The following is a 21,902-nucleotide window of genomic DNA, read 5'->3' as shown; positions in this document are numbered from 1 at the left end:
CTTAGGCTTCCTTTTTTAATTAATGGGCAAGTTTTTCAATTTTGACCACTTCAATATCGGTCGGCTTATAACGATGCGTATCGACTTCGCCAACCAAACGGACATGATCACCGACTTTGAGCTGGGCCTGACGCCAGATGTCATCATCGATTTCGACTCCAATAGTCCCGCTCTTGTCTTTAAACTCATAGTGATCACCTTTTAATTGTTTGGTGATCTGACCCGTGAGCGTAATACCGGTTTCATCGGCAAGTTTTGCCACCTGACTGACTGTTACCACATTCTTTGCCGCTTCCTGCACAATCACGTGGTCATCTTTACCTGCCCAGCTCGTGGTTGATAGTCCCGCTAAAATCACAATCCCGCAACTTGCGATGAATTTTTTCATGTCATCTCCTGTTTTATTCTCAAGACTTATGATCTAAACAGAAATAGCTGTGCATGTCGGCTTAAGTTTGTAATCAAGCGTGAACTTTATGTACGGACAAAATAAAGCCCGCGTCTCAGCGCGGGCTTTAGGATTTTTTGATTATTTTTCGATGAGATGGTCCAGACTGAAACGGCCTGCGCCATACAGCATTAACGCGAAGAAACCACCTGCCATTGCAAAGTTCTTCATAAAGTTAATCGCATCATCTGGTCCACCATGGAAGATAAAGGCTGTGAGAATGCTAAAGATACCTAAGCCTAATGATGCAAAGCGGGTCTGGAAGCCAAATAGTAAGGCCAAGCCACCACCAAACTCAACCAGAATCACTAAGGGTAATAGAGCACCCGGAACGCCCATGGATTCCATATAGCCAGCGGTGCCTGCATAGCCGACAATCTTGCCCCAGCCAGCCACAAGAAAGATATAAGCGAGCAGTAAACGTGCAACCAAAATAACACCATTTGCTACGCCAGTTTGCGTTACGATATTTTTTACAACAACATTCGGATTAAACATGGTTGATCCCATACGGTTTGTTTTTTAACATGTTAGCAAGTTTATGTATCTTTAATTATGCAATAAATACCAAATTAGTTAACATATCGTTCTTTATTTGCAACAATAAAAGCATGATCTGAATGTGCTCCCTCCCCTCACCCCCCTGCAAAGTTACCAATTAATTTGCTTTTTATACTGACATTCTATAGAGGCACTGCTAGGATTTAGCTCACATTTACAGTGTTAACATCTTCATGGAACTCATTGATTTTATTCTGCACGTTGACGAACACCTTTTAGAATTTATTACCAATTATGGCGTGTGGATTTATGCCATCCTGTTTTTAATTATCTTTGTTGAAACCGGTCTGGTGGTGATGCCATTTTTACCCGGTGACAGCCTGTTATTTGCCGCAGGGGCACTCGCCGCTTCAACAGGTGCCATGGATCCATGGGTACTCGGTATTTTATTATTTATTGCTGCCGTACTCGGCGATACCGTAAATTATCATATTGGACGTTATATTGGTCCGCGGGTCTTTGAAACCAATTCACGCTTTATCAATAAACAGCACCTGATCAAAACCCAGCATTTCTTTGCACGCCACGGCGGTAAAACCATTATTTTCGCCCGTTTTGTGCCTTTTGCCCGTACTTTTGCACCTTTTGTTGCCGGTGCAGGCAGCATGAACTATAAGTTCTTCCTGACTTATAACGTGATTGGTGCGTTCTGCTGGATTGCATCGTTTATTACATTGGGTTATTTATTCGGCAACATGCCGATTGTAAAGGATAATTTCACGCACCTGATTTTCGGTATCATTATTATCAGTGTATTACCGGGTGTGATTGGTTTTATTCGTCAGAAACTCAGTAACCGTAAAGGTCAATAATCGATAGCCGCTTTAAAACAAGCGAAAGATCATGGGTAACATACAAATCAGCAATAACACAGCCGATCCTTTATATAAATGATCGGCTTTAATTCCAATCAGACTTCCCGCCATTAATGCACGTCCGAAGATCATCCAGAAAATACTGACCGGTAAAAGAATCAGGCTAAACACGGCAAATACCATGAGCGCATTTTCGATTGAATTCCAGGTTTCACTCGGGAAAATGCCTGCTGCCAACAACACCGTTTTCGGATTTTTTAAGGTCGACATGAACAACTGTCGCTTGCGGATATGCGGATGATGCTGATCATGTTTTTGCAGATGTGAACTTTTCCAGAGATGAAAAGCCATCCAGAGCACATAAAGCAAACTTGCGGTATGTAAAATCGCACCCAGTGCAGGCCAGATCGGATCAAAAAGATGAATTAACAGTGCCCATAAACTGATGCCGTACATATATCCCAACCATTCGATTGGAATAAATTTAATGGTTTTGGGTACACCTTGTTGGTGGGTTGCACTGGCAAGTAAAGCGTTGGTCGGACCTGGAATCAGTAACACTGCCAACATCGCCAAAACAAAAAACCAACTCTCAATCATACACATACCGAACGACTATACATGGGCGCCACCTTAAACGAATTTAGGGCAAAAATACAAATTTCGGTAATAAAAACAGCAGGGTAAATAGCGGAATTTAGACGAGATAATTTTTTAAAAAATTGATTTTTATGATTATTTTTTGAAACATTTTGCGATAATTTAGTTATTTATCACCATAACGAATTATGGTGATAAACGGGTAGAAATTAAGATTTCGGACGCTGTTTTACGATAATCGGGCAACCTTTAAACTTGGCTGCCTGCACGATCGCATCTTGCTGTCCTAGCACATTGGCAAGTTCGGTATTCTTGGTATTCATCGATTGGCCCATGTTGACAGAAATGGATGGACCGAAGCCCCAACCACCACGGCCCCAGCCACCACCGAGTCCTACCCCCACGCCCATGCCGGTACGTTTTGGTGTTTGAACCCCGTTTTCAATATACAGCTGAATACGGTTGTACTCGGCCTGTAATTGCTGACAGTTCAAGCCCTGATATTGCGTCGGTGAAACATAAGCTGGCTTAACCGTTGATGCACAAGCACCCAAAAGCATACTTGCCGCCAGAACAGGCATCCAATATAAACGTTTCATAATGTTCTCTTATTGCTTCGATTCAATCTCATTGAACAGGGTGACATAAGCAAGCGTCAACTTGTGTTCAGATGCCAGATGAACCAATGGTAAATTCTTTTGATGTGATTCTTTCATCAAGATCGATGGCGGCAACATGCTATCCAGCACAGGTAAACCTTCATCTTTGAGTTGTTGAACCACTTCTCGAGGTAACTTTGCCTGAGACTGGAACTGGTTGACCACAATTCCCTCAATCTCAAGGCGATCATTATGATCATCTTGGGTTTCGAGCACATTTTCAATCAAAGTTTGTAACGCGCGTTTGGAGAATACATCACAATCGAATGGAATCAGCACCCGGTCTGCTGAGATCAGCGCAGATAAGGTAAAGAAGTTAAAGGCAGGCGGCGTATCAATAAAGATCCGGTCATAACGTGCGCTGAGTGACTGAATTGAATCACGCAATTTATAGATTTTGTGTTTACTTTCCAGTGCATGCTCTAAGCTACCCAGACTTGGACTGGCCGGAATGACATCCAGATTCTCGAATGATGAGCGATGCACATAACTGTCCAGCCCCTTGCCACGAGGTGCTTTTAAAATCGAACCAATGGCATTGCCAATCAGCCCTTTTTGCTGGGTCTGGCCCAAAACATCATCAAAGAAATTTTCAATATTGGGTTCTAACGCGGCTTTGTCCGCCGAATAGGTAGCATCCTCACCTAACAGGTACTGGCTTGAGTTTGCTTGTGGATCAAGATCAATGACCAGTGTTCTCAGGCCCTGTTTTGCACTAATTGCAGCCAGATTAACCGTAATACTCGATTTCCCCACACCACCTTTCTGGTTAAACACCACACGCGTTAACATGATTTCCCTCTACCCTGTTTTTTTTAAACTGCACGCAGTTTAACCTAGTGCAAAAACAATTTCTAAATACAATGTCCAACAATCAGGCAAAAACCGGTTTAATCATCACAAGACCGAGAATCCCGACCATGGCCACTGTACCAATCAGCAACCCTGCACGGCGTTGTTCCAGCAAGATACTGCTGTCTTGCTTATAGGTTTTGATCAATGATGACCACAACACAAAGAACAGGATCACTTTGGCATAGAACCACGGCTGTACATCAAAATTCTTCATTGCCAGCAAGATTACACCCGTAACAATAATCAGGGTCAACGAAAAATGCTGTAAGCCCACCATCGCTTTACGGGCCTTTAGATTGGGCTGCTGATCCTGTATACCCACAAATAAGGTTGAACCGCGTAATACAAAAGCAATAATCAACAGGCTCATTGCAAGCAGATGCAGCATTTTCGTGATGAGATGTAGGTCCATGATCCGTCCTTAAGCTTTTGGTGCATGTGCACAGTCAGGACTGGCAGGTGCTTCACCTTGCCATTCACTCGGGATATAGGCATGAATCGCCAGCGCATGGATACGACCCGGGCTCATTAGCTCGGCAGCAACGGCATAAATCTTTTGATGACGCTGTACCAGACGTAAGCCTTGGAATTCATCACTGACCACAATCACTTTAAAATGTGATTCCTTCCCTGGGAAATAACCACCATGTCCTGCTGACTCATTAATCACTTCGAGATGAGTGGGTGCCAGTGTTTGTAAACGTTCAATCAACTGTTGTTCTAAATTCATGAGTCAGGCTGTCCGGTCAGATTGAGATAGTTCATTAGTATACATGACCTCTCTTGAAGCGAAACTTTTATCCATTTTTTTGCTTTTTAGGTTATTTTTGAATGAAAATGCTTTTATTTTATGCAATTAAACAATTTCTTTGCATAAAGTTGTTGACCCTTGTTTTGCTTAATGTATTATAGCTGGCACGCGGGAATAGCTCAGTTGGTAGAGCATAACCTTGCCAAGGTTGGGGTCGCGAGTTCGAGTCTCGTTTCCCGCTCCAGATTGGTTTTTTTAAGTGTAAGTTTTAGTAAAAACTGCTCAATATGCGGGAATAGCTCAGTTGGTAGAGCATAACCTTGCCAAGGTTGGGGTCGCGAGTTCGAGTCTCGTTTCCCGCTCCAAATTTAAAAGGCCCTTATCGAAAGATGAGGGCTTTTTTTATGTTGATATTTCAATATTTTTTTATTTAAAGGAATTCTTTAAGCAAATATCGATACTTCTTAAAAATTATAACTCATACTAAAAATAGGCATATTCTTCTGCGCTTCTCCAGAACGGTTTTCACCACCAAAAATATACTTCATTGATACCAAAGCACTTTGATCTTTTAAAATTGGACGAGATAACTCAACAGCAGTAAATCTCCACGCAAAATCTTCAGTTGTATTCAGAAATGAACCACCTTCATATTTCCCATTATCATTAAAATATGAAAATGCACTAGAAAGACTGAGGCTAAAATTATTGATTAAAGGATGGATATAGCTCAAGGTTAAGTAGGTATCCAATTGATTCGCATAAACAACATCATTTAAATAGGTTTGAAATGTCAAGTTTATGCTATTCCCAATACTGTCACTTAACAAACGATTCAAAAAGATACCCATCTCGACACTGGTTGTATTTTCCCCGCCAGGATATAGATAGGTCGCTATATTAAAATCTAAGTCCCATTTATCTAAGCTAGTTTTATAGCCTAAAATAAGATCATGCTCATAGTAGTCTGATGAAGGCTTTCTTAATGTATCAATATTTTCTGTTTTCTCACGATCAGTTAAGTTAGGATCGGTTAAAATTTTATTTTTATGTTGCATCTCAGAAAACGAATAACCTAATTTAGAACCAAAATAACTTACATAGATATTGTCATAACTTAGTGTTAAAACACCCTGTAATGTGGCATCAGATTTCTCAGGGTAATTCGTTGCACCACGCAGAACATAATCCGAAGCCAATGTTAATGAACCAGAAATATTCATTTTTTTATTACTCTCTTCTGCATAAATAGAATTAGAGAACAACAGCATTACCATCAAGCTTTGATGAAATCTCAGCATGTAAAATTCCCTTTTAAAAAATTTAGAATGTGACTTTCTCTGCCTCTATTCAAAAAGCAAGTCATTCACTTGTGGTGAGCATCAACTATTCAGAGATATAGAAAATTCGAAAAATAGTAGTAATCAAAATAAAAGCTTCATTTAAAATGAAAAAGTAAGATTCATGCCTCTCATTTGAATCTTACTTTTCAAAATCTAAGCAGCTAAATAACCTTCCCCCTTAAGATCAGCCATTGTGTTTAAAATTGCTTTTCGCAATGTTCTGATGATGAAATCCACATGTTCTTTATTTAAAATTAAAGGTGGCGACATAATATTCATATGACCAACGGGTCGAATGATCAAACCATCTTGTTGGCAATAATCGGCAATGCGAGATCCGACATTAACTGAACTCGGGAAAAGCTCCTTGGTTTTCTTATTGGCTAAGTTTTCAATACACATCATAAATTTCTTACCGCGCACCTCACCCACAATGTCCAAGTCAACCAATGTTTTTAATTGATCTTCAAAATATTGACCGACATCATTGACATGTTGGAGTAAATTTTCACGCTCAATAATTTCAATATTTTTTAAGGCTGCGGCACAAGAAACAGGATGACCAGAGTAGGTAAAACCATGCGTAAATAGCGCACCATCTGCCTGAGGCTTACTAATGACGTTATAGATGTCATCAGAAATAACGGTTGCGCCCAAAGGTAAATAACCAGAAGATAAACCTTTGGCACAAGTAATAATATCTGGAACAATGCCGAATTCAGCTTCTGAAGCAAAAAAGTGCCCTAAGCGACCAAATGCGGTAACGACTTCGTCTGATACGTATAACACACCATATTTACGACAGACGTCTAAGGTTTTCTTATGATAACCAACAGGCGGCACAATTACCCCGCCTGCCCCCATGATGGGCTCGGCAAAAAAAGCAGCAACATTGTCTGGGCCTAATTCTAGAATTTTATTTTCTAATTCCTGAACTTTTTCGTCGCAGAAATCTTCTAAGCTCTGACCTTCTGCCCTACGATATGGATTAGGACAGGAAATGTGATGCACCAGTTCACGCTCGATATCAAAACCGATATGGTCAAACTCGACCCCTGTTAATGACATACTGATATATGTACTACCGTGATAGCCATCTTTTCGAGAAATTAATTTTTTCTTCGTTGGTTTACCAAGTTGATTAAAATAAAAGTGAATGACCCGCACAGCGGTATCATTGGCAACTGAACCACCACAGCCAAATAGAACATGATTAAGATTTCCTGGCGCCAATTCAGCTATTTTTGCCGATAATTTTGCAGCAGGAATAGAGGTATGATGCCCAAATGCGGAATAGTATGGAATTTTCATAACCTGTTCTGAAATCGCATCTGCTATTTCTTGGCGCCCATACCCAACGTTCACACACCATAAACCGCCAATACCATCGAGATATCTATTGCCTTCAGCATCAAAAACATAACATCCTTCACTTTGTGCAAGGATCATGGCTCCCTCATCTTTAAATGTTGCAAAGTCAGTCCATGGATGAATATGGTGATCTTTATCTTTTTGCCAAATTTCGGTGATTTGTGTTGTTGATAACTGATTCATGTTATTACTCCTTGTTAAAATTCTAGTTTTATTTCATCAAGCTTTCGATTGATTCAGGTTGAAAGAGTTGTTTCTTCATCGCTAATTTGATCCAAAGGATGCTTATGATAGTGGTCGAACCGATGACGATTCCCACCCAGCTAAAGACTTTGACGCTCAGCTCTGGACTCGGCACTGCATAGAAAATCGTCAGGAGCATGCCAATAATGCCGAAGATCTGCAGGAATGGATAAAATGGTGCTTTGTAAGGTCGGGCCATCTGTGGGTAACGTTGCCGTAACACCATCACGTTCGTGTGTGCAATCACATAAGCAATCAACCAAGAAATACAGGCAGCGGTTAACAGTACTTTAATGACCTCAGTTTCACGGTGTGAAAACAGCATCGGGATCATGATAATGAATGCAATAAACAATACCCCCACCCAAGGCACGTTATTTCTATGATTGGTGCGCGCAAAAATGGATAAAACTTGTTTATTTGTCGCCATGCCTTGCAACATCCTTGGTAAGGCAGCCAAAGTCGTATTTAAGGTACTCAAGGTTGCAAATACCGCACCAATAACGATAAAGAGTAAACCTGACGGCCCAAATACAGCTGTTGCATACTCAATATGAGGGGTCAAAGAATTAACCAATTGCTCTTTAGGCAAGAAATAAAGTGCTCCTACCCCATATAATGAAATAGTGATAAAAATTGTGGTTAAACCGATATACATCGAGCGAGGGATATTTCGACTGGCATTTTTTGATTCTTCGATCATAGGCGCAACAAACTCTGCACCTACAAACCCCCAAAAGGCCAACGCAACGAGTGCAACAGTGTTGGTATCGAAATTAAGCTGATAATCGATCACTTGTGTATGTGGATAAAACCAACCACTCAATGCCGCTACCCCCAGTACAAGCAATAACATCACCATGACAAAAGCCAAGGTATTTTGTACTTTTGAAAAGATATCAATTTTGAGTAAATTCAGACCTGTTGACATCAATAAAATAAGAACACCAATACCAAAGTACGGAATATCAAGCTTAAATATCTGTTGTATAATGCCATCGATTAAAATCAGCTCAGCAGAAACAGCAAACATCGCAACCACAATATAGCCACAAAATACAGAAAGCATCGCAGGTAGATGCCCTGTTGCGACCAGACTATAATCACTGATACTGCCATTTTTAGGTATTAATAGGGCTAATTCTGCAAAAGATGCCGCATAGGTCAACGCCAATAGGAATCCAATAATGAGCGGAATAAAAAAACTGATTCCACTCAATCCAAATCCTTGCAAAATCATTACCATCACACCTTGTGATAGCACCAAGCCAACAGCAATAGCGATTAAATCAAATAAACTTAATTGTTTTTTACCAATCACTCTGACCTGATTGATTAAGCGGCTTCCTTGCTTATCATTATGTACCGTCATACGCTCATCCTAACGTGGAGATTGAACTTTTAAACGTTATCTCATGCAGTTTTTGCTTCTTTTTCAAAAGCATCTCTTTGGTTTTTATCTTGATACTCTAAATAGTTGCGCTGAATATCGATATGTCCTGCAATGCGTTTTGCATCGTGCCAAACACCCCAAATAAAGCTTGAACCACGGCCATACAAATAAGGAAGGCCAATGAAATAAATACCCGGTTCTGTTGATACACCCAATTTATGATTGGGCTTGCCAGTAGCATCAAAGGCATCGACTTCTAGCCAGCTATGATCGAAGCCAAAACCTGATGCCCAAATCACCGAGGTAATCCCTGCTTGTGCCAAATTAAGTGCTAAAATAGGTTGCTGAATACACTCAGCATCACCTAAAACAGTTCTAGCTTCTGGCTCTTCAGGTAAGTCAATGCCTGTACGCTGCACATAAGCATCCGCAGCATCTAAAAATTCGAAATAAGCTTTATCACTGTCCTGTAATGTCGTTTGTAAATCATTTTGAAAGCTGACCTTTTCACCTTCAAACTGTTTCGTCATACCTAACAGTGTGATGCCGTCTAACGCTAAGCGTCTAAAATCAATGGAGTGCCCACCATACGCTCCACTAACAGCCAAACCTTTCAAAGGCCCAGTATCTGTCTTACTGCTATCCCAACCTCCCAATACACCTAACCACCAAACATTGTCACGTTGACGATAAACTCGTGGAGGTCGCTCATGTGCCCCTACAGATAAATACACCTTTTTACCTGCACGATTTAACTCATCCGCGATTTGTACACCAGAAGAACCTGAACCAATGACTAGAACAGCGCCATCAGGCAGTTGCTTGGGATTTTTATATTGATCGGAATGGATTTGATATAAACCATCATTTTTAGGGGCAATCGGGGGAATAATTGCTTTTTGGAAAGGTCCTGTTGCAACAACGACACGTTGTGCTTTCAAAGTACCGTTAGACGTTTCAACTATAAAACCAGCACCTTGCTTATTTAATTGAACTTTTTTGACTTCAACATTGCTATGAATTGGAGCATTAAATCGTTTTGCATATTTTTCAAAATATTCAGCAACTTGATCATGATGCACAAAGGTATCTGGATCAGCCTCAAATTCCATATTAGGAAATCGATCATGCCAACATGGTCCATTCGCGACCAATGAATCCCAGCGACGTGTGCGCCATGCTTCTGCAATACGATCCTTTTCTAATACCACATGTGGAATTTTTAGCTCGGTAAGATGCTCACTCATCGCAACCCCTGCCTGACCTGCACCAACAACTACCGTATCTATTTCTAATTTATCTAAGCTCATCATTTTTCCTTGTCGAATGGAGTCAGTTGCTCATAGCAACTTTTTTAAACGTCTGGTACACGTTTACTATCAACTGTCGATCTCACGTTGCTTAACTTGGATATGTGATTTTCATATTTCTGTTTTTGAAAAATGAAAGTTCCAAGCTTCAAGACAACACTCAACGCTTTTAGGAAAAATATAGGTAGCACTGAAACAAAGAGAAAATAGGATATTCAGAACAAGTGGCTCAAAAAAGCTGAACCAAGGCTATAAACAAATGAAATAAATAGATTTATTCAAAATAAAATTTTAATTTTGTCATTAATACGGAAAAAGTAAATTAATAGAAAGGAAAACAAAAATTGTGACTACACTCGAACTGCGCATACTAGATAAACATAATTATTTACCTAGGATTATGCAGTGAAACATACTCGTATTCGTACATTTAACACAAAAAAAACCTATCCAGAACAGAACTTAGATAATGATCTTTGCCAAGCTGTCGTTGCGCGTGGTCGAACTGTTTTTCTGCGCGGACAAATCGGACAGAACCTAGACACATCGGAAAGTGTTGCTCTTGCGGATGTCACGGGTCAAACCGAACAAGCAATGTATAACATTGACATGTTACTCAAAGAAGCAGGCGGAGAATTGGCCGATATTTGTAAAATTACTATATATATCATAGACCCACGCTATCGTGAAGATGTGTACCGCGTAGTTGGTAAATGGCTCAAAGGTGTTTATCCCGTCTCAACAGGACTCGTAGTTTCAGCCTTGGCACGTCCCGAATGGCTGGTAGAAGTTGATGCAATCGCTGTTATTCCAGACTAAAAAACGAGAGCAACATGACATTTTCAATCATTGCTAGATGTAGTGAAACAGGACAGTTCGGTGCAGCGATCAGTTCATCCTCTCCAGCCGTCGCAGCAAGATGTATACGTGCAAAAGCAGGTATTGGTGTGGCTGCCAGTCAAAATGTAACTGATCCACAATTGGCCAGCATTTTGCTTGAAATGGTTAAATATAATATCTCACCTCAAAATGCTATCGATGAGTTAACTAAAAATACTGATTTTATTGACTATCGCCAACTTACTCTGCTTGATGCACATAATGCACCATTTGCTTTTAGCGGGGAAAATACTCTGGGTATTTATGCTCAACATCTGGGGACAGATGTGGTTTGCGCAGGTAATTTACTCGATAATATAAATGTGACTCGCGCTATGCTGGAACAGTTCGAGCAAAGTAAAGGCGCTTTAGCTGAGCGCCTACTGTATGCACTGCAAGCTGGAGAACAAGCAGGTGGTGAAGCTGGAGATGTACATTCTGCTGGTCTCTTGGTTGTTGACAAATTGGAGTGGCCAATTATCGATTTGCGAGTGGACTGGTCAGATCAACCCATTTCTGAACTTATAGCACTATGGCAAATATATGAACCTCAAGTTGATGATTATGTTTTAAGAGCTTTAGACCCAACAAGTGCTCCTAGCTATGGTGTTCCAGGAAATGAATAAACTTTTTTGGGATATACAATGGAGATGTATCCAAAGTGTTAAATCGAATTTCTTTAAGACAAATGGAATACTTTGTTGCAACTGCTGAATGTGGCAGCATCATTATTGCTTCGGAGAAGATACATGTATCTTCTCCATCTATTTCTGCTGCAATCGCACATATTGAATCAGAATTACAAACCCAACTATTTATTCGTCAACATGCTAAAGGCTTAATTCCAACTGCTGTAGGTAAAAATGTCATGTTGGAATGTAAACACATTTTGAACCAAGCTTCGGGCCTATACTCTCTCGCCGCAGAATTTTCAGGCTCAATCCGCGGACCATTAAAGCTCGGCTGTTTTCCCGCTTTTGCTCCGATGGTCTACGCAGATATCATCCATGGATTTTCCAATTTATATAAACAGGTTTCTTTAGATCTTTATGAAGATGATCAACAAGCTCTTCTGAGTTCTCTGATACGCAATGATCTCGATGTTGCTTTAACTTACGATCTTAATATTGATGAACATCTGATTCATTTTGAGTCTTTAACTAAACTGCCACCACATGCGCTCGTGAGTGAGGAACACCCTTTAGCCGCATCGCCAGCAGTAACTTTAGAAGAACTATCACAATATCCAATGATTCTTCTAGATATGCCCTATAGCAATGAATATTTCTTATCTCTATTTCGCACCCAAAATCTAAATCCAAACGTTGTACGATCTTCAAAAAATATTGATGTGGTACGCTCAATGGTTGCCAATAATATTGGCTACACCATTTTAAATGTCCGCCCTAAGAACAATTACAGCCTAGATGGTAAACGCCTAATCCGCATCCGTATTGCCGATGAACATCGGCCTATGCATATAGGTATTGCTACACCTAAAAACGTACCAACAAATATTGTTGTGCAAGCTTTTATTAGCCGTTGTAAAAGCTTTATCTCAGATCACTTTATCCCCGGTATGAGCTCTGCTCATTTCTATGATCCACATATTAAAACTCAAACCCACAAGGATTCTTCAGATGTCTAATCTGTCGAGTATTGACTTACTCAAGCAACTTGTTGCATTTGATACAACTTCCTATAAAAGCAATTTAGCGTTAATTCAGTTTGTAAAAGATTTACTTGAACCTGAAGGGATTCGTATTACTTTAAATTTCAATACAGAGCAGACCAAAGCCAACTTATTGGCAAGTATAGGTCCTCAAGATCAAGCTGGGATATTGCTATCTGGGCATACAGATGTCGTGCCCGTTACAGGTCAAGCTTGGAGTGCTGAACCGTTTCAAGCATCTATTAAAGATAATAAAATTTATGGCCGTGGCACAGCGGATATGAAAGGTTTTATCGCATGTGCGATTCATGCCATGCTTAAAGCAGCACAGACCCAACAATTGATTAAACCGCTACATTTATGCCTTTCATATGATGAAGAGATTGGCTGTATTGGAGTACGAGGAATTCTCAAGCAACTCTCTGAATTAATTGTTCAACCAGAGCTGTGCATTATTGGCGAACCCACCAGTATGAATATTGCGACAGGACATAAGGGTAAAGCTGTATTCAAAGCAATTTGTCATGGGCAAGAGGGGCACTCTGCTTTAGCCCCTTTATATGTAAATGCGATTCACTGTGCGCAAAGCGTTATTGAGGCAATCACATTTACTCAAAAAGAGATTGCTGAAGGTCCACGTTTAGATACGGCCTACGACGTCCCTTTTACCACTGTGCATGTCGGAAAAATTCAGGGAGGAAAAGCATTAAATATCGTCCCCAATGAATGCATTTTAGATTATGAAATTCGTAATATCGCTGAACAAAATATAAATTCGGTTCAAGAGAAAATTTTTAACTATATTGAGCAAAGCCCTCATGCAAAATTTGTAAGTTTTCAGGAAATCAATCAATACCCGGGCTTGAATACGTCAACAACAATACAAGCGGTTAAGTTCTTACAAACTCTCGTTGATCCAGCTGCAGAGCTACAGAAAATTTCATTTGGAACTGAGGGAGGACTGTTTCACCAACAATTGAATTCCGCTGTTTTAGTGTGTGGCCCAGGCTCTATTCAAGTTGCACATAAACCAGATGAATATATCGAGATCTCACAAATGCAGGAATGTGATGATTTTTTTGAACGCTTACTCAATGCGATTCGTCATTAACATTTAAATCAGATTGTGTTGATTAAATAATGAGAGATGTGCCCAAACAAATATCTAATTTGTTTTTTCTTAACCTAAGGCTTATATAAAGCGAATTCACAAAATTAGCTAAAAATAATACGTTTAAGCATTCTATATAGCTAGAATTGCAGGGAAATTCAATGAAATTAAAACAGGATTGGTTAAATCAACTTACTCAAACAAAACTTCCATCTTCCTATTTTATGGATGGAAAATATGTGAAGAGTCAGCATAGCTATAGCGTATCAAATCCTGCTACAGCTGAACATTTAGTTGATATGTCTGCATGTGATGCTGATGAAGTCGATCAGGTCATTCAATGTGCTAGAAATGCTTTTACAAGCGGTGTCTGGTCTTGTTTATCACCTCGCGAACGTAAACAAAAATTAAAAAAACTTGCTGACCTTATTCGTGAAAATGCAGAAGAACTCGCTTTACTGGAAACATTAAATGTCGGCAAACCGATTCAAGATTCACTCAATGTTGATATTCCTGGCGCTGCATCCTGCTTTGAGTGGTATGCCGAGAGTATTGATAAAATTTACGATGAAATTGCACCAACAAGTAAGGATCAACTGGCAATGGTGAGCCGTGAACCTATCGGCGTAGTTGCTGCAGTTGTACCTTGGAACTTCCCACTTGATTTGGCGAGTTGGAAACTCGCACCTGCTCTAGCTACAGGAAACTGCGTTGTGTTAAAACCAGCTGAGCAATCGCCATTTACAGCGCTAAAACTAGCAGAACTCGCAAAGCAAGCTGGCATTCCCGATGGTGTTTTTCAAGTGGTTACAGGCTTGGGTCATATCACTGGACAGGCACTTGGACGACATCCAGATGTAGATTGTTTAGTATTCACAGGTTCTACAGAAACGGCAAAAAAATTTTTAGTCTATTCAGCCGAATCTAATATGAAACCTGTATGGCCTGAAACTGGCGGAAAGAGTGCCAACATTATTTTTGCTGATGCCGATTTAGAACGAGCTGTTGATAAAGCGATTTTCGGTGCTTTTTATAATCAAGGTGAGGTTTGTTCTGCCAATTCCCGCATCTTATTAGAAAAAAGTATTGCTCAACAATTTATAGAAAAATTTGTAGCAAAAGCCAAAAATCTTGTGGTTGGCGATCCTTTGGACCCGAATACCAATATGGGCTGTTTGATTGATCGAAAACATGCGCAGAATGTAAGAGCAGCCATTGATCAAGCCAAGCTTCAAGGTGCACAATGCCATACTATTGAATTACAACTGGACGCGTATTTAGATGTATCGACTTACGTGGCACCTACAGTTTTGATTGGTATAGATCCTAATTTTAATATCTTCCACAATGAAGTTTTTGGTCCAGTTGTCGCCATTACAACATTTGAAACGAAAGAAGACGCTGTAGAACTGGCTAACCACTCTATTTATGGATTAGCAGCCTCGATTTGGACAAAAGACATTCAGAAAGCAATCCTCCTGTCTAAACAGCTCTTGGTCGGTACAGTATCTATTAATACTGTGGATGCCTTGGACGTCAGCACCCCATTCGGGGGATATAAACAATCAGGTTATGGACGTGATTTATCTTTACATGCAATTGATAAATTCACCCAGCTGAAAACAACATGGATTCAATTATAGTTTTATAAATTTTTTCGTGTTTCTTCGATCTCAAAGAGCACTAAATAGGTCAAAACGATTTAGTGCTCTTCCCACAATATTAAGCATATTCATGAACAACATTTATGCTCCACGTGGAACATAAAATTAAATCTATTCAGTCATCTTGGCATCCAAATTGAGACTTTGTTTTTTCATCTCAGTTTCTACCACACCATATTTTCGATCACGTGGCATAAAGGTGGTCGAGATAATCGCAATCACCGCCATACTGCCAATATATATCATAATCAGATGAGGGCTGCCGCCACCGACACTAAGTAGCTTTGTCGCAATCAGTGGCGCAAGACCACCACCGACGACACCTGCCAGCTGGACCGAAATCGAGATACCGCTATAACGGATCTCTGCGGGAAACTGCCGTGCAAACAATTGTGCCTGCGGTGCATACATGAGCGGAAAGACCACACCAATTGCCAATACAATTGCCGTCCACACCAGCACCGGGTCTTTGCTATTGAGCATGCTAAAGAAGGGATAACAATACAGCGCCAGCATACACAGACCGAACATGAACATATTGCGCTGCCCAACCTTATCGGACAAATGCCCACATAAAGGTGTCATCACTAAAATCACGGCGGCACCGCAAATGGTGGCAAATAAAATTTCCTGTCTGGCAATGCCCAGTTGTGTGGTGGTGTAGGCCAAGGTAAAGGTAGAGGCAATATAAAACCATGCATTCTCCGCCGCACGTGCCACAATAATGCTGATCAATTGCTTAGGATGCTGCTTGAATACCTGCAAGGCCGGCACTTTAACTGCTTCAGCCTGTTGTTTGACTTTTTCAAAGTCTGGCGACTCCGGCACCTTCACCCGGATGTACCAACCGACTGCCAGTAAAATAATGCTGGCCAGGAAGGGAATCCGCCAGCCCCAGCTAAACAGGGCCTGTTCAGGCAATAAAGACACCAGCCCCAAGGCAATCGAAGCCAGCATCAGCCCGCCGCCCGTACTGGCCTGAGGAAGACTACCCCAGAAGCCTTTTTTGCCCTCTGGCGCATGTTCAACAGCCATGAGTACGGCACCGCCCCACTCACCACCCATCGCCATCCCTTGGATAAAGCGCAAGATCACCAAGCCAATGGCAGCCCAGTAACCAATTGATTCATAGGTCGGTAACAGACCGATCAGCACTGTGGGAATTCCCATCAGCATCAGGGTCAGCAACAGCATCGATTTGCGGCCAATCTTGTCACCAAAATGCCCAAATACCAGTCCACCGAGTGGTCGCCCAATAAATCCCACAGCATAGGTCGCAAAGGCAGCGAGTACGCCCGTCAGTGGATCAAGATTGGGGAAAAATAATTTATTGAAAATTAAAGCTGCTGCTGCACCGTAGATAAAAAAGTCATACCACTCAATGGTGGTCCCCACCATACTGGAGATACCTGCCAGTCGATGAGATGACTTGTTAGGAGATGAACCGTTTCCATGTATTGTTTGCATCGTCATTTTCCTTGCTTGGATATTCTTGTTTTATATTTTTGTGCTGATGCTCAATCCTGATCACCAGCATGTTCAGAGGGTTGATACTCCTTGAGGTTTGTAGATAGAAGGGAGTGTGTATTTAGCTTAGTTTTTCCAGTATCTGTTCCAGTTCAGGATTACGCTGTTGCCATTTGGGCTGTTTGTCTTTATCGACAATTAAGGCGCGCACACCTTCAATAAAATCACCATGCTCAAACCAGATATCCTGTAAATCCCGTTCCAGTTGCATGCACTGCTGCAAAGACAGTCCACGGCCTAGATACTGTAATTTCAGGCTGGTTTGCTTGGCGATAAAGGAGCGTTGCTGCAAAATATCCAGCAGCTTGCTGGCCCAAGTTTTAAACTGTTCCTCCTGCTCATGTTCAAGGCTATGCTCGATCTCATCCAGATGTTGAAAACCGAAATGTTTACGGATCGGTTCAATGAGTTGCTTGAGTTCACTTTCAGCAGGACGAGTAATAAAACGGGCAATGATCTGTTCAATATTGGCTTTGCTCAAGTTTGGCGCTGCAATCAACGCTGCCTGTAAGGCAGACAATTGCTCACTCGGCACATGGTAATCGATCAGATCAAGATAGAGCGCATCGCTGCTGCTGATCTGTTCTCCCGTAATCGCCATATACACGCCAATATCATCCAGCCGAGACAGGAAATGGGTTGCACCCACGTCTGGGAAAAAGCCAATCGCGGTTTCAGGCATGGCAAATCTGGACTTTTCACTACTCACCACAATGTGACAGGCCTGGGCCAAGCCAAAACCGCCACCCAGTACATAGCCATCGAGGAGGACCATCACGGGCTTTGGATATTCGCGTAGCAGATTGAGCATGGTATATTCAGCGCTGAAATAGCCTTTATAATCAGCGGTTGCATTCTTATAACTGTCATACAGATAACGGATATCGCCACCCGCACAAAAGGCTTTGGGACTATTCGATTTGAACAAAACCGCCTGAATGGCAGCATCATTGCGCCACAGTTGCAGCTGTGTACAAATGCCCTCAATCATATCGAGCGATAGCGCATTCAAATGCTTGACCCGATCCAGACTAATCATGCCTAAACGGCCTTGTTGCTCAACCATTAAGTGTTGTTCTGTATTCATTTTTTTGCCCCCTTATTGATTTTTAAAGTTTGCCTGCCGTTTTTCCACAAAGGCCTGCATGCCCTCTTTTTGATCTGAAGTTGAAAAAATCGAATGGAACATACGGCGCTCAAAACGTAAGCCTTCGGTGAGATTGACCTCAAAGGCACGATTGATGGTTTCTTTCAGCATCATATTGGCGGTTAAAGAGCGCGCTGCAATTTTTTCTGCGGCTTGTAGGGTCTGCTCCAGTAATTGTTCTTTACTAAATACACGTGCCACCAAACCACTTTGTTCTGCCTCGACCGCCCCCATTTGCCGTGCGGTAAAGCACATTTCCATAGCTTTGGCTTTGCCAATCGCGTGGGTTAAACGCTGTGTACCACCAATGCCCGGTATGACACCTAAAGTCACTTCGGGTAAACCAAACTTGGCATTGTCTGCACAATAGATAAAGTCACACATCAGTGCCAGTTCACAGCCACCACCCAAAGCATAGCCACTGACCGCCGCAATGAGCGGTTTACGGCGTTGTGCAATACGATCTGCCAGATGGAAAAAGTCGTCGAAGTAGATATCTGGAAAATGTAGTTCAGCCATTTCCTTAATATCAGCCCCTGCGGCGAACGCCTTTTCAGAACCTGCCAATACCATACAGCCAATCTCACGATCTTTTTCGAGCTGGTCTAAGGCCTGATTGATTTCACTAATCAATTCACTATTCAGCGCATTCAAGGCTTGCGGACGGTTCAGGGTAATCAATCCAACGCCATTACGCTTTTCTAATAAAATACTGTTCCACTGCATGCTTGATTCCTTGCTTTGCTTTTATAGACTACGTGCGATCACTAAACGCTGGATATCGCTGGTGCCTTCATAAATCTGACAAATACGCGCATCACGGTATATCCGCTCAATCGGGAAATCTTTCAGATAGCCATAGCCACCAAATACCTGTAATGCGTTTGAACAGACACGTTCTGTCATTTCTGAAGCAAACAGCTTGGCCATTGAGGCTTCATTGAGACAGGGTTGTCCTGCTTCTTTAAGGCGTGCAGCGTAATGCACCAGTTGTCGGGCCGCTTCGATCTCGGTCGCCATACTGGCAAGACGAAACGCTAGTGCCTGATGTTCAAAGATCGGTTTGCCAAAGGTCAGCCGTTCTTTGGCGTAGCGCGTGGCCTCTTCCAGCGCCGCCCGTGCCAGACCGACGGCCTGTGCGGCAATACCAATACGTCCCCCTTCCAGATTGGCCAGCGCAATTTTTAAACCTTCACCCTCTTTACCCAGCATCAGGCTTTTATGAATACGCACATCTGTCAGGGCAATCTGGCAGGTATCCGAAGCATGCAGGCCGAGTTTTTCTTCCACCCGAATCACTTCATAACCTGGAGTCTCGCGTGGCACGAGAAAAGCGCTAATGCCCTTTTTACCAGCACCTGGATCAGTCACGGCAAATACGATAATCACGCCCGCATTATCACCCGAGGTAATAAATTGTTTGGCGCCATTCAGAATATAGTCATCGCCATCTTTTACTGCACGGGTCTTAATGGCTGCCGCATCTGAACCTGTATGCGGTTCAGTCAGGGCAAAAGCACCGATCATTTCACCTTGTGCCAAGGGTTTTAAAAAGCGTTCTTTTTGCTCATCGCTACCAAATTTTAAAATCGGCACACAGCCCACCGAGTTATGTACACTCATAATGGTTGAGGTCGCACCATCTGCCGCAGCGACTTCTTCAAGTGCCAGCACATAGGCCAGATTACCGGTGTCGGAACCGCCCCATTGCTCGGGAATCAGCATGCCCATAAAACCGAGCTGTCCCATTTGTGCAAGGGCATCTTTGGGAAAGGTACCATGTCGATCCCAATCACTGGCATTGGGTTTAAGCTGTTCTTGGGCGAAACTTTTCGCCATATCACGTATTAAGACTTGTTCTTCGGTCAATTGCATCTTGTGTTCCTTACCCTGCCTTTGCTTGCTGTTTGGCAATTTCCTGATTACGTAATAAAAAGCGCTGAATCTTACCACTTGGTGTTTTCGGCAGTTCAGTCACGAACTCGACCAGTCGTGGATAAGCATGTGCTGATAAGCGTTTTTTCACAAATTGGCTCAGTTCTTCCGCCAACTGTTCCAGAGGTTGAACCCCCGCCGCCAGAATCACGAAAGCTTTCACCACCTCGGTACGGTCCGGATCGGGCACACCGATGACCGCTGCCTCAACCACCGCATCATGTTCCAGCAAGGCACTTTCCACATCAAACGGCCCGATCCGGTAGCCTGAGGTGGTGATCACATCGTCACTACGACCAACAAAGCTCATACTGCCATCGGCATGTAATTCGGCGGTATCACCTGTGAGATAGTAGTGCCCGACAAACGGCGATTTGCGACTTTCCTTATAGCCGCCAAACCACATCATCGGCGACTGGCTAATATCCACGGCCAGAATCCCTGGCGTATCTGCGGGCAGTTCCTCGCCCTGTTCATTGACCACCGCAACGCGATAACCTGCGCTGGCAAAACCGGCTGAACCTGCACGAATGCTATGACTTAAACCATGATGATTACACACCACCATGCCGACTTCGGTTTGCCCATAATGATCATAAATCGGGGCATCCAGCACCTGCTTAAACCAGCGAATCACTTCAGGATTCAACGGTTCGCCCGCACTGCTGACCACACGGAACTGGCCTTTTAACGGCGCCATCTGAGCAGGATCAGCCGCCATCATCATGCGATAAGCCGTTGGCGCTCCTGCCAGATTGGTAATTTGATAATCCTTGACGATCTGACACAAGCTATCGGTACTAAAACCGCCTTCATAGAACAAGGTGGCATGACCCAAGAACAGTGGCCCGGTAATGGCGTAATACAAACCATAAGCCCAACCTGGATCGGCAATATTCCAGAAGGAATCTTGTTCTCTCAAGCCAATGGCATCTTGCATATAACGACCAAACGCTAGCAAGGCTTTTAACGGCACTTCTAGCGGTTTGGCAGGCCCTGTAGTGCCCGAGGTAAACATCAGTAGAAAGGGATCCTGGATACTTCGCATCACCAATTCACATTGATCAGGCTGCTGTTTGACTGCATCCCAAAAGTTAAAGTCACCTGACTTCAGCGGCGTACCGTGTGGATCAGCAACGGTGACAATCGCGGGACAGTGTGCAATCTCATCCAGTTTGCTGCGGTTGGTCACATCGGTCACCACCAACTTGCTTTGTGCCAGTTGCAGACGATGCTCGATTGCCTTGGGCCCAAAAGCTGTGAATAAGGGCTGATAGACAGCGCCAATACGCCAAGCCGCGAAAATCGTCACCAGCAGTTCAGGCGTTCTCGGCAATAGACCTGAAATACGGTCACCCGCCTGCACCCCTTGCGACTTTAAAAAGTTGGCAAACTGACTCGACCATTGCTGTAATTGATGAAAAGTATATTGTTCTTTGCGACCGTCTTTACCTTGCCAGTACAAGGCAACCTTGTCGCCTTGCGCATGTCGGTCACAACATTCATAACAGGCATTCAGTGCCTGCATTGAACCGGATAGCATTTGTTTTGCAGTGCTTTCCAGATCGAAAGCCTGTACCGTCTCTTTATAATTCAACATCTGTGTTCCCTCAGTCTG

The 21,902-nt window shown here is 42.5% G+C and carries 22 protein-coding genes and 2 tRNA genes; 8 read left to right on the top strand and 16 right to left on the bottom strand.

Going from position 1 to position 21,902, the window contains the following annotated elements; genetic code table 11:
* Positions 1 to 19: 19 nt before the first annotated feature.
* Positions 20 to 388, bottom strand: coding sequence for a NirD/YgiW/YdeI family stress tolerance protein (locus MSG93_RS16775; protein ID WP_005228356.1), 369 nt, complete (start codon positions 386 to 388; stop codon positions 20 to 22).
* A gap of 141 nt (positions 389 to 529) precedes the next feature.
* Positions 530 to 946 (bottom strand): DoxX family protein, encoded by a 417-nt coding sequence (locus MSG93_RS16770; protein ID WP_005228355.1) that lies wholly within the window; start codon positions 944 to 946, stop codon positions 530 to 532.
* Between the two features lie 236 nt (positions 947 to 1,182).
* Here MSG93_RS16770 and MSG93_RS16765 point away from each other — a divergent pair, with 236 nt between their 5' ends.
* Positions 1,183 to 1,821, top strand: a complete 639-nt coding sequence (locus MSG93_RS16765) for a DedA family protein (protein WP_005228354.1) — start codon at positions 1,183 to 1,185, stop codon at positions 1,819 to 1,821.
* Between the two features lie 12 nt (positions 1,822 to 1,833).
* On the opposite strand, the gene MSG93_RS16760 is transcribed toward MSG93_RS16765, so the two are convergent.
* The 5 genes from MSG93_RS16760 to MSG93_RS16740 form a co-directional block, all read right to left on the bottom strand.
* Entirely contained in the window at positions 1,834 to 2,424 is a 591-nt protein-coding gene (locus MSG93_RS16760) for a LysE family translocator (protein ID WP_005228353.1), read from the bottom strand.
* Between the two features lie 209 nt (positions 2,425 to 2,633).
* Entirely contained in the window at positions 2,634 to 3,023 is a 390-nt protein-coding gene (locus tag MSG93_RS16755) for a hypothetical protein (protein WP_005228352.1), read from the bottom strand.
* Between the two features lie 9 nt (positions 3,024 to 3,032).
* Positions 3,033 to 3,875 carry a ParA family protein gene (locus tag MSG93_RS16750; RefSeq protein WP_005281283.1) on the bottom strand — a complete coding sequence of 281 codons (843 nt, stop codon included), beginning with the start codon at positions 3,873 to 3,875 and terminating at the stop codon, positions 3,033 to 3,035.
* Between the two features lie 82 nt (positions 3,876 to 3,957).
* Complete coding sequence (locus tag MSG93_RS16745; protein ID WP_324622573.1) at positions 3,958 to 4,350, bottom strand: SirB2 family protein; 393 nt, start codon at positions 4,348 to 4,350, stop codon at positions 3,958 to 3,960.
* Positions 4,351 to 4,359: 9 nt separating this feature from the next.
* A complete protein-coding gene (locus MSG93_RS16740; protein ID WP_005228347.1) occupies positions 4,360 to 4,668 on the bottom strand; it encodes a BolA family protein in 309 nt (102 codons plus the stop codon).
* A 189-nt stretch (positions 4,669 to 4,857) separates the two neighbouring features.
* Here MSG93_RS16740 and MSG93_RS16735 point away from each other — a divergent pair.
* Both MSG93_RS16735 and MSG93_RS16730 read left to right on the top strand, forming a co-directional pair.
* A tRNA-Gly gene (locus MSG93_RS16735) sits at positions 4,858 to 4,933 on the top strand.
* A 45-nt stretch (positions 4,934 to 4,978) separates the two neighbouring features.
* A tRNA-Gly gene (locus MSG93_RS16730) sits at positions 4,979 to 5,054 on the top strand.
* 99 nt (positions 5,055 to 5,153) lie between these two features.
* Here the strand turns inward: MSG93_RS16730 and MSG93_RS16725 are convergent.
* The 4 genes from MSG93_RS16725 to MSG93_RS16710 form a co-directional block, all read right to left on the bottom strand.
* Positions 5,154 to 5,990 (bottom strand): hypothetical protein, encoded by an 837-nt coding sequence (locus tag MSG93_RS16725; protein WP_324622572.1) that lies wholly within the window; start codon positions 5,988 to 5,990, stop codon positions 5,154 to 5,156.
* A 195-nt stretch (positions 5,991 to 6,185) separates the two neighbouring features.
* Positions 6,186 to 7,586 (bottom strand): aminotransferase, encoded by a 1,401-nt coding sequence (locus tag MSG93_RS16720; RefSeq protein WP_324622571.1) that lies wholly within the window; start codon positions 7,584 to 7,586, stop codon positions 6,186 to 6,188.
* 28 nt (positions 7,587 to 7,614) lie between these two features.
* Positions 7,615 to 9,018, bottom strand: coding sequence for an APC family permease (locus MSG93_RS16715; RefSeq protein WP_324622570.1), 1,404 nt, complete (start codon positions 9,016 to 9,018; stop codon positions 7,615 to 7,617).
* Positions 9,019 to 9,059: 41 nt separating this feature from the next.
* Positions 9,060 to 10,349, bottom strand: a complete 1,290-nt coding sequence (locus MSG93_RS16710) for an NAD(P)/FAD-dependent oxidoreductase (protein WP_324622569.1) — start codon at positions 10,347 to 10,349, stop codon at positions 9,060 to 9,062.
* Between the two features lie 405 nt (positions 10,350 to 10,754).
* On the opposite strand from MSG93_RS16710, the gene MSG93_RS16705 reads away from it, so the two are divergent.
* The 5 genes from MSG93_RS16705 (at position 10,755) to MSG93_RS16685 (ending at position 15,654) form a co-directional block, all read left to right on the top strand.
* Positions 10,755 to 11,168 carry a RidA family protein gene (locus tag MSG93_RS16705; RefSeq protein ID WP_324622568.1) on the top strand — a complete coding sequence of 138 codons (414 nt, stop codon included), beginning with the start codon at positions 10,755 to 10,757 and terminating at the stop codon, positions 11,166 to 11,168.
* A gap of 14 nt (positions 11,169 to 11,182) precedes the next feature.
* Positions 11,183 to 11,854, top strand: a complete 672-nt coding sequence (locus tag MSG93_RS16700) for a DUF1028 domain-containing protein (RefSeq protein ID WP_324622567.1) — start codon at positions 11,183 to 11,185, stop codon at positions 11,852 to 11,854.
* 35 nt (positions 11,855 to 11,889) lie between these two features.
* A complete protein-coding gene (locus tag MSG93_RS16695; RefSeq protein ID WP_159885526.1) occupies positions 11,890 to 12,876 on the top strand; it encodes a LysR family transcriptional regulator in 987 nt (328 codons plus the stop codon).
* Entirely contained in the window at positions 12,869 to 14,011 is a 1,143-nt protein-coding gene (gene argE / locus MSG93_RS16690; RefSeq protein ID WP_324622566.1) for an acetylornithine deacetylase, read from the top strand. Before MSG93_RS16695 ends, argE begins: the two co-directional genes overlap by 8 nt.
* 161 nt (positions 14,012 to 14,172) lie before the next feature.
* Positions 14,173 to 15,654 carry an aldehyde dehydrogenase gene (locus MSG93_RS16685; RefSeq protein ID WP_324622565.1) on the top strand — a complete coding sequence of 494 codons (1,482 nt, stop codon included), beginning with the start codon at positions 14,173 to 14,175 and terminating at the stop codon, positions 15,652 to 15,654.
* 132 nt (positions 15,655 to 15,786) lie between these two features.
* On the opposite strand, the gene MSG93_RS16680 is transcribed toward MSG93_RS16685, so the two are convergent.
* The 5 genes from MSG93_RS16680 to MSG93_RS16660 form a co-directional block, all read right to left on the bottom strand.
* Positions 15,787 to 17,142: an MFS transporter gene (locus MSG93_RS16680; protein ID WP_324622564.1), complete on the bottom strand. Its 1,356-nt coding sequence runs from the start codon at positions 17,140 to 17,142 to the stop codon at positions 15,787 to 15,789.
* Between the two features lie 121 nt (positions 17,143 to 17,263).
* Positions 17,264 to 18,289: an enoyl-CoA hydratase/isomerase family protein gene (locus MSG93_RS16675; RefSeq protein ID WP_324622563.1), complete on the bottom strand. Its 1,026-nt coding sequence runs from the start codon at positions 18,287 to 18,289 to the stop codon at positions 17,264 to 17,266.
* 12 nt (positions 18,290 to 18,301) lie between these two features.
* A complete protein-coding gene (locus MSG93_RS16670) occupies positions 18,302 to 19,075 on the bottom strand; it encodes an enoyl-CoA hydratase (protein ID WP_324622562.1) in 774 nt (257 codons plus the stop codon).
* Positions 19,076 to 19,096: 21 nt separating this feature from the next.
* Positions 19,097 to 20,224: an acyl-CoA dehydrogenase family protein gene (locus MSG93_RS16665; protein ID WP_262476257.1), complete on the bottom strand. Its 1,128-nt coding sequence runs from the start codon at positions 20,222 to 20,224 to the stop codon at positions 19,097 to 19,099.
* A 10-nt stretch (positions 20,225 to 20,234) separates the two neighbouring features.
* The gene (locus MSG93_RS16660) at positions 20,235 to 21,884 is read right to left on the bottom strand and encodes an AMP-binding protein (RefSeq protein WP_324622561.1); all 1,650 of its coding nucleotides are present in this window, start codon (positions 21,882 to 21,884) and stop codon (positions 20,235 to 20,237) included.
* Positions 21,885 to 21,902 lie beyond the last annotated feature (18 nt).

The organism is Acinetobacter sp. IK40 (assembly GCF_035615075.1).
In the GTDB taxonomy this organism is placed as follows: domain Bacteria; phylum Pseudomonadota; class Gammaproteobacteria; order Pseudomonadales; family Moraxellaceae; genus Acinetobacter; species Acinetobacter courvalinii.
The sequence above is the reverse complement of the archived record's forward strand: the minus strand, read 5'-3'. Positions and strand labels throughout refer to the sequence as shown.

What these genes read in the sequence shown, in the direction of transcription:
- MSG93_RS16760 (WP_005228353.1), bottom strand. Translation starts at nt 2,424, where the DNA reads ATGATTGAGAGTTGGTTTTTTGTTTTGGCGATGTTGGCAGTGTTACTG.
- MSG93_RS16700 (WP_324622567.1), top strand. Translation starts at nt 11,183, where the DNA reads ATGACATTTTCAATCATTGCTAGATGTAGTGAAACAGGACAGTTCGGT.
- MSG93_RS16670 (WP_324622562.1), bottom strand. Translation starts at nt 19,075, where the DNA reads ATGCAGTGGAACAGTATTTTATTAGAAAAGCGTAATGGCGTTGGATTG.
- MSG93_RS16715 (WP_324622570.1), bottom strand. Translation starts at nt 9,018, where the DNA reads ATGACGGTACATAATGATAAGCAAGGAAGCCGCTTAATCAATCAGGTC.
- MSG93_RS16750 (WP_005281283.1), bottom strand. Translation starts at nt 3,875, where the DNA reads ATGTTAACGCGTGTGGTGTTTAACCAGAAAGGTGGTGTGGGGAAATCG.
- MSG93_RS16755 (WP_005228352.1), bottom strand. Translation starts at nt 3,023, where the DNA reads ATGAAACGTTTATATTGGATGCCTGTTCTGGCGGCAAGTATGCTTTTG.
- MSG93_RS16660 (WP_324622561.1), bottom strand. Translation starts at nt 21,884, where the DNA reads ATGTTGAATTATAAAGAGACGGTACAGGCTTTCGATCTGGAAAGCACT.
- MSG93_RS16770 (WP_005228355.1), bottom strand. Translation starts at nt 946, where the DNA reads ATGTTTAATCCGAATGTTGTTGTAAAAAATATCGTAACGCAAACTGGC.
- MSG93_RS16725 (WP_324622572.1), bottom strand. Translation starts at nt 5,990, where the DNA reads ATGCTGAGATTTCATCAAAGCTTGATGGTAATGCTGTTGTTCTCTAAT.
- MSG93_RS16775 (WP_005228356.1), bottom strand. Translation starts at nt 388, where the DNA reads ATGAAAAAATTCATCGCAAGTTGCGGGATTGTGATTTTAGCGGGACTA.
- MSG93_RS16710 (WP_324622569.1), bottom strand. Translation starts at nt 10,349, where the DNA reads ATGAGCTTAGATAAATTAGAAATAGATACGGTAGTTGTTGGTGCAGGT.
- MSG93_RS16675 (WP_324622563.1), bottom strand. Translation starts at nt 18,289, where the DNA reads ATGAATACAGAACAACACTTAATGGTTGAGCAACAAGGCCGTTTAGGC.
- MSG93_RS16680 (WP_324622564.1), bottom strand. Translation starts at nt 17,142, where the DNA reads ATGCAAACAATACATGGAAACGGTTCATCTCCTAACAAGTCATCTCAT.
- MSG93_RS16685 (WP_324622565.1), top strand. Translation starts at nt 14,173, where the DNA reads ATGAAATTAAAACAGGATTGGTTAAATCAACTTACTCAAACAAAACTT.
- MSG93_RS16665 (WP_262476257.1), bottom strand. Translation starts at nt 20,224, where the DNA reads ATGCAATTGACCGAAGAACAAGTCTTAATACGTGATATGGCGAAAAGT.
- MSG93_RS16740 (WP_005228347.1), bottom strand. Translation starts at nt 4,668, where the DNA reads ATGAATTTAGAACAACAGTTGATTGAACGTTTACAAACACTGGCACCC.
- MSG93_RS16720 (WP_324622571.1), bottom strand. Translation starts at nt 7,586, where the DNA reads ATGAATCAGTTATCAACAACACAAATCACCGAAATTTGGCAAAAAGAT.
- argE (WP_324622566.1), top strand. Translation starts at nt 12,869, where the DNA reads ATGTCTAATCTGTCGAGTATTGACTTACTCAAGCAACTTGTTGCATTT.
- MSG93_RS16765 (WP_005228354.1), top strand. Translation starts at nt 1,183, where the DNA reads ATGGAACTCATTGATTTTATTCTGCACGTTGACGAACACCTTTTAGAA.
- MSG93_RS16745 (WP_324622573.1), bottom strand. Translation starts at nt 4,350, where the DNA reads ATGGACCTACATCTCATCACGAAAATGCTGCATCTGCTTGCAATGAGC.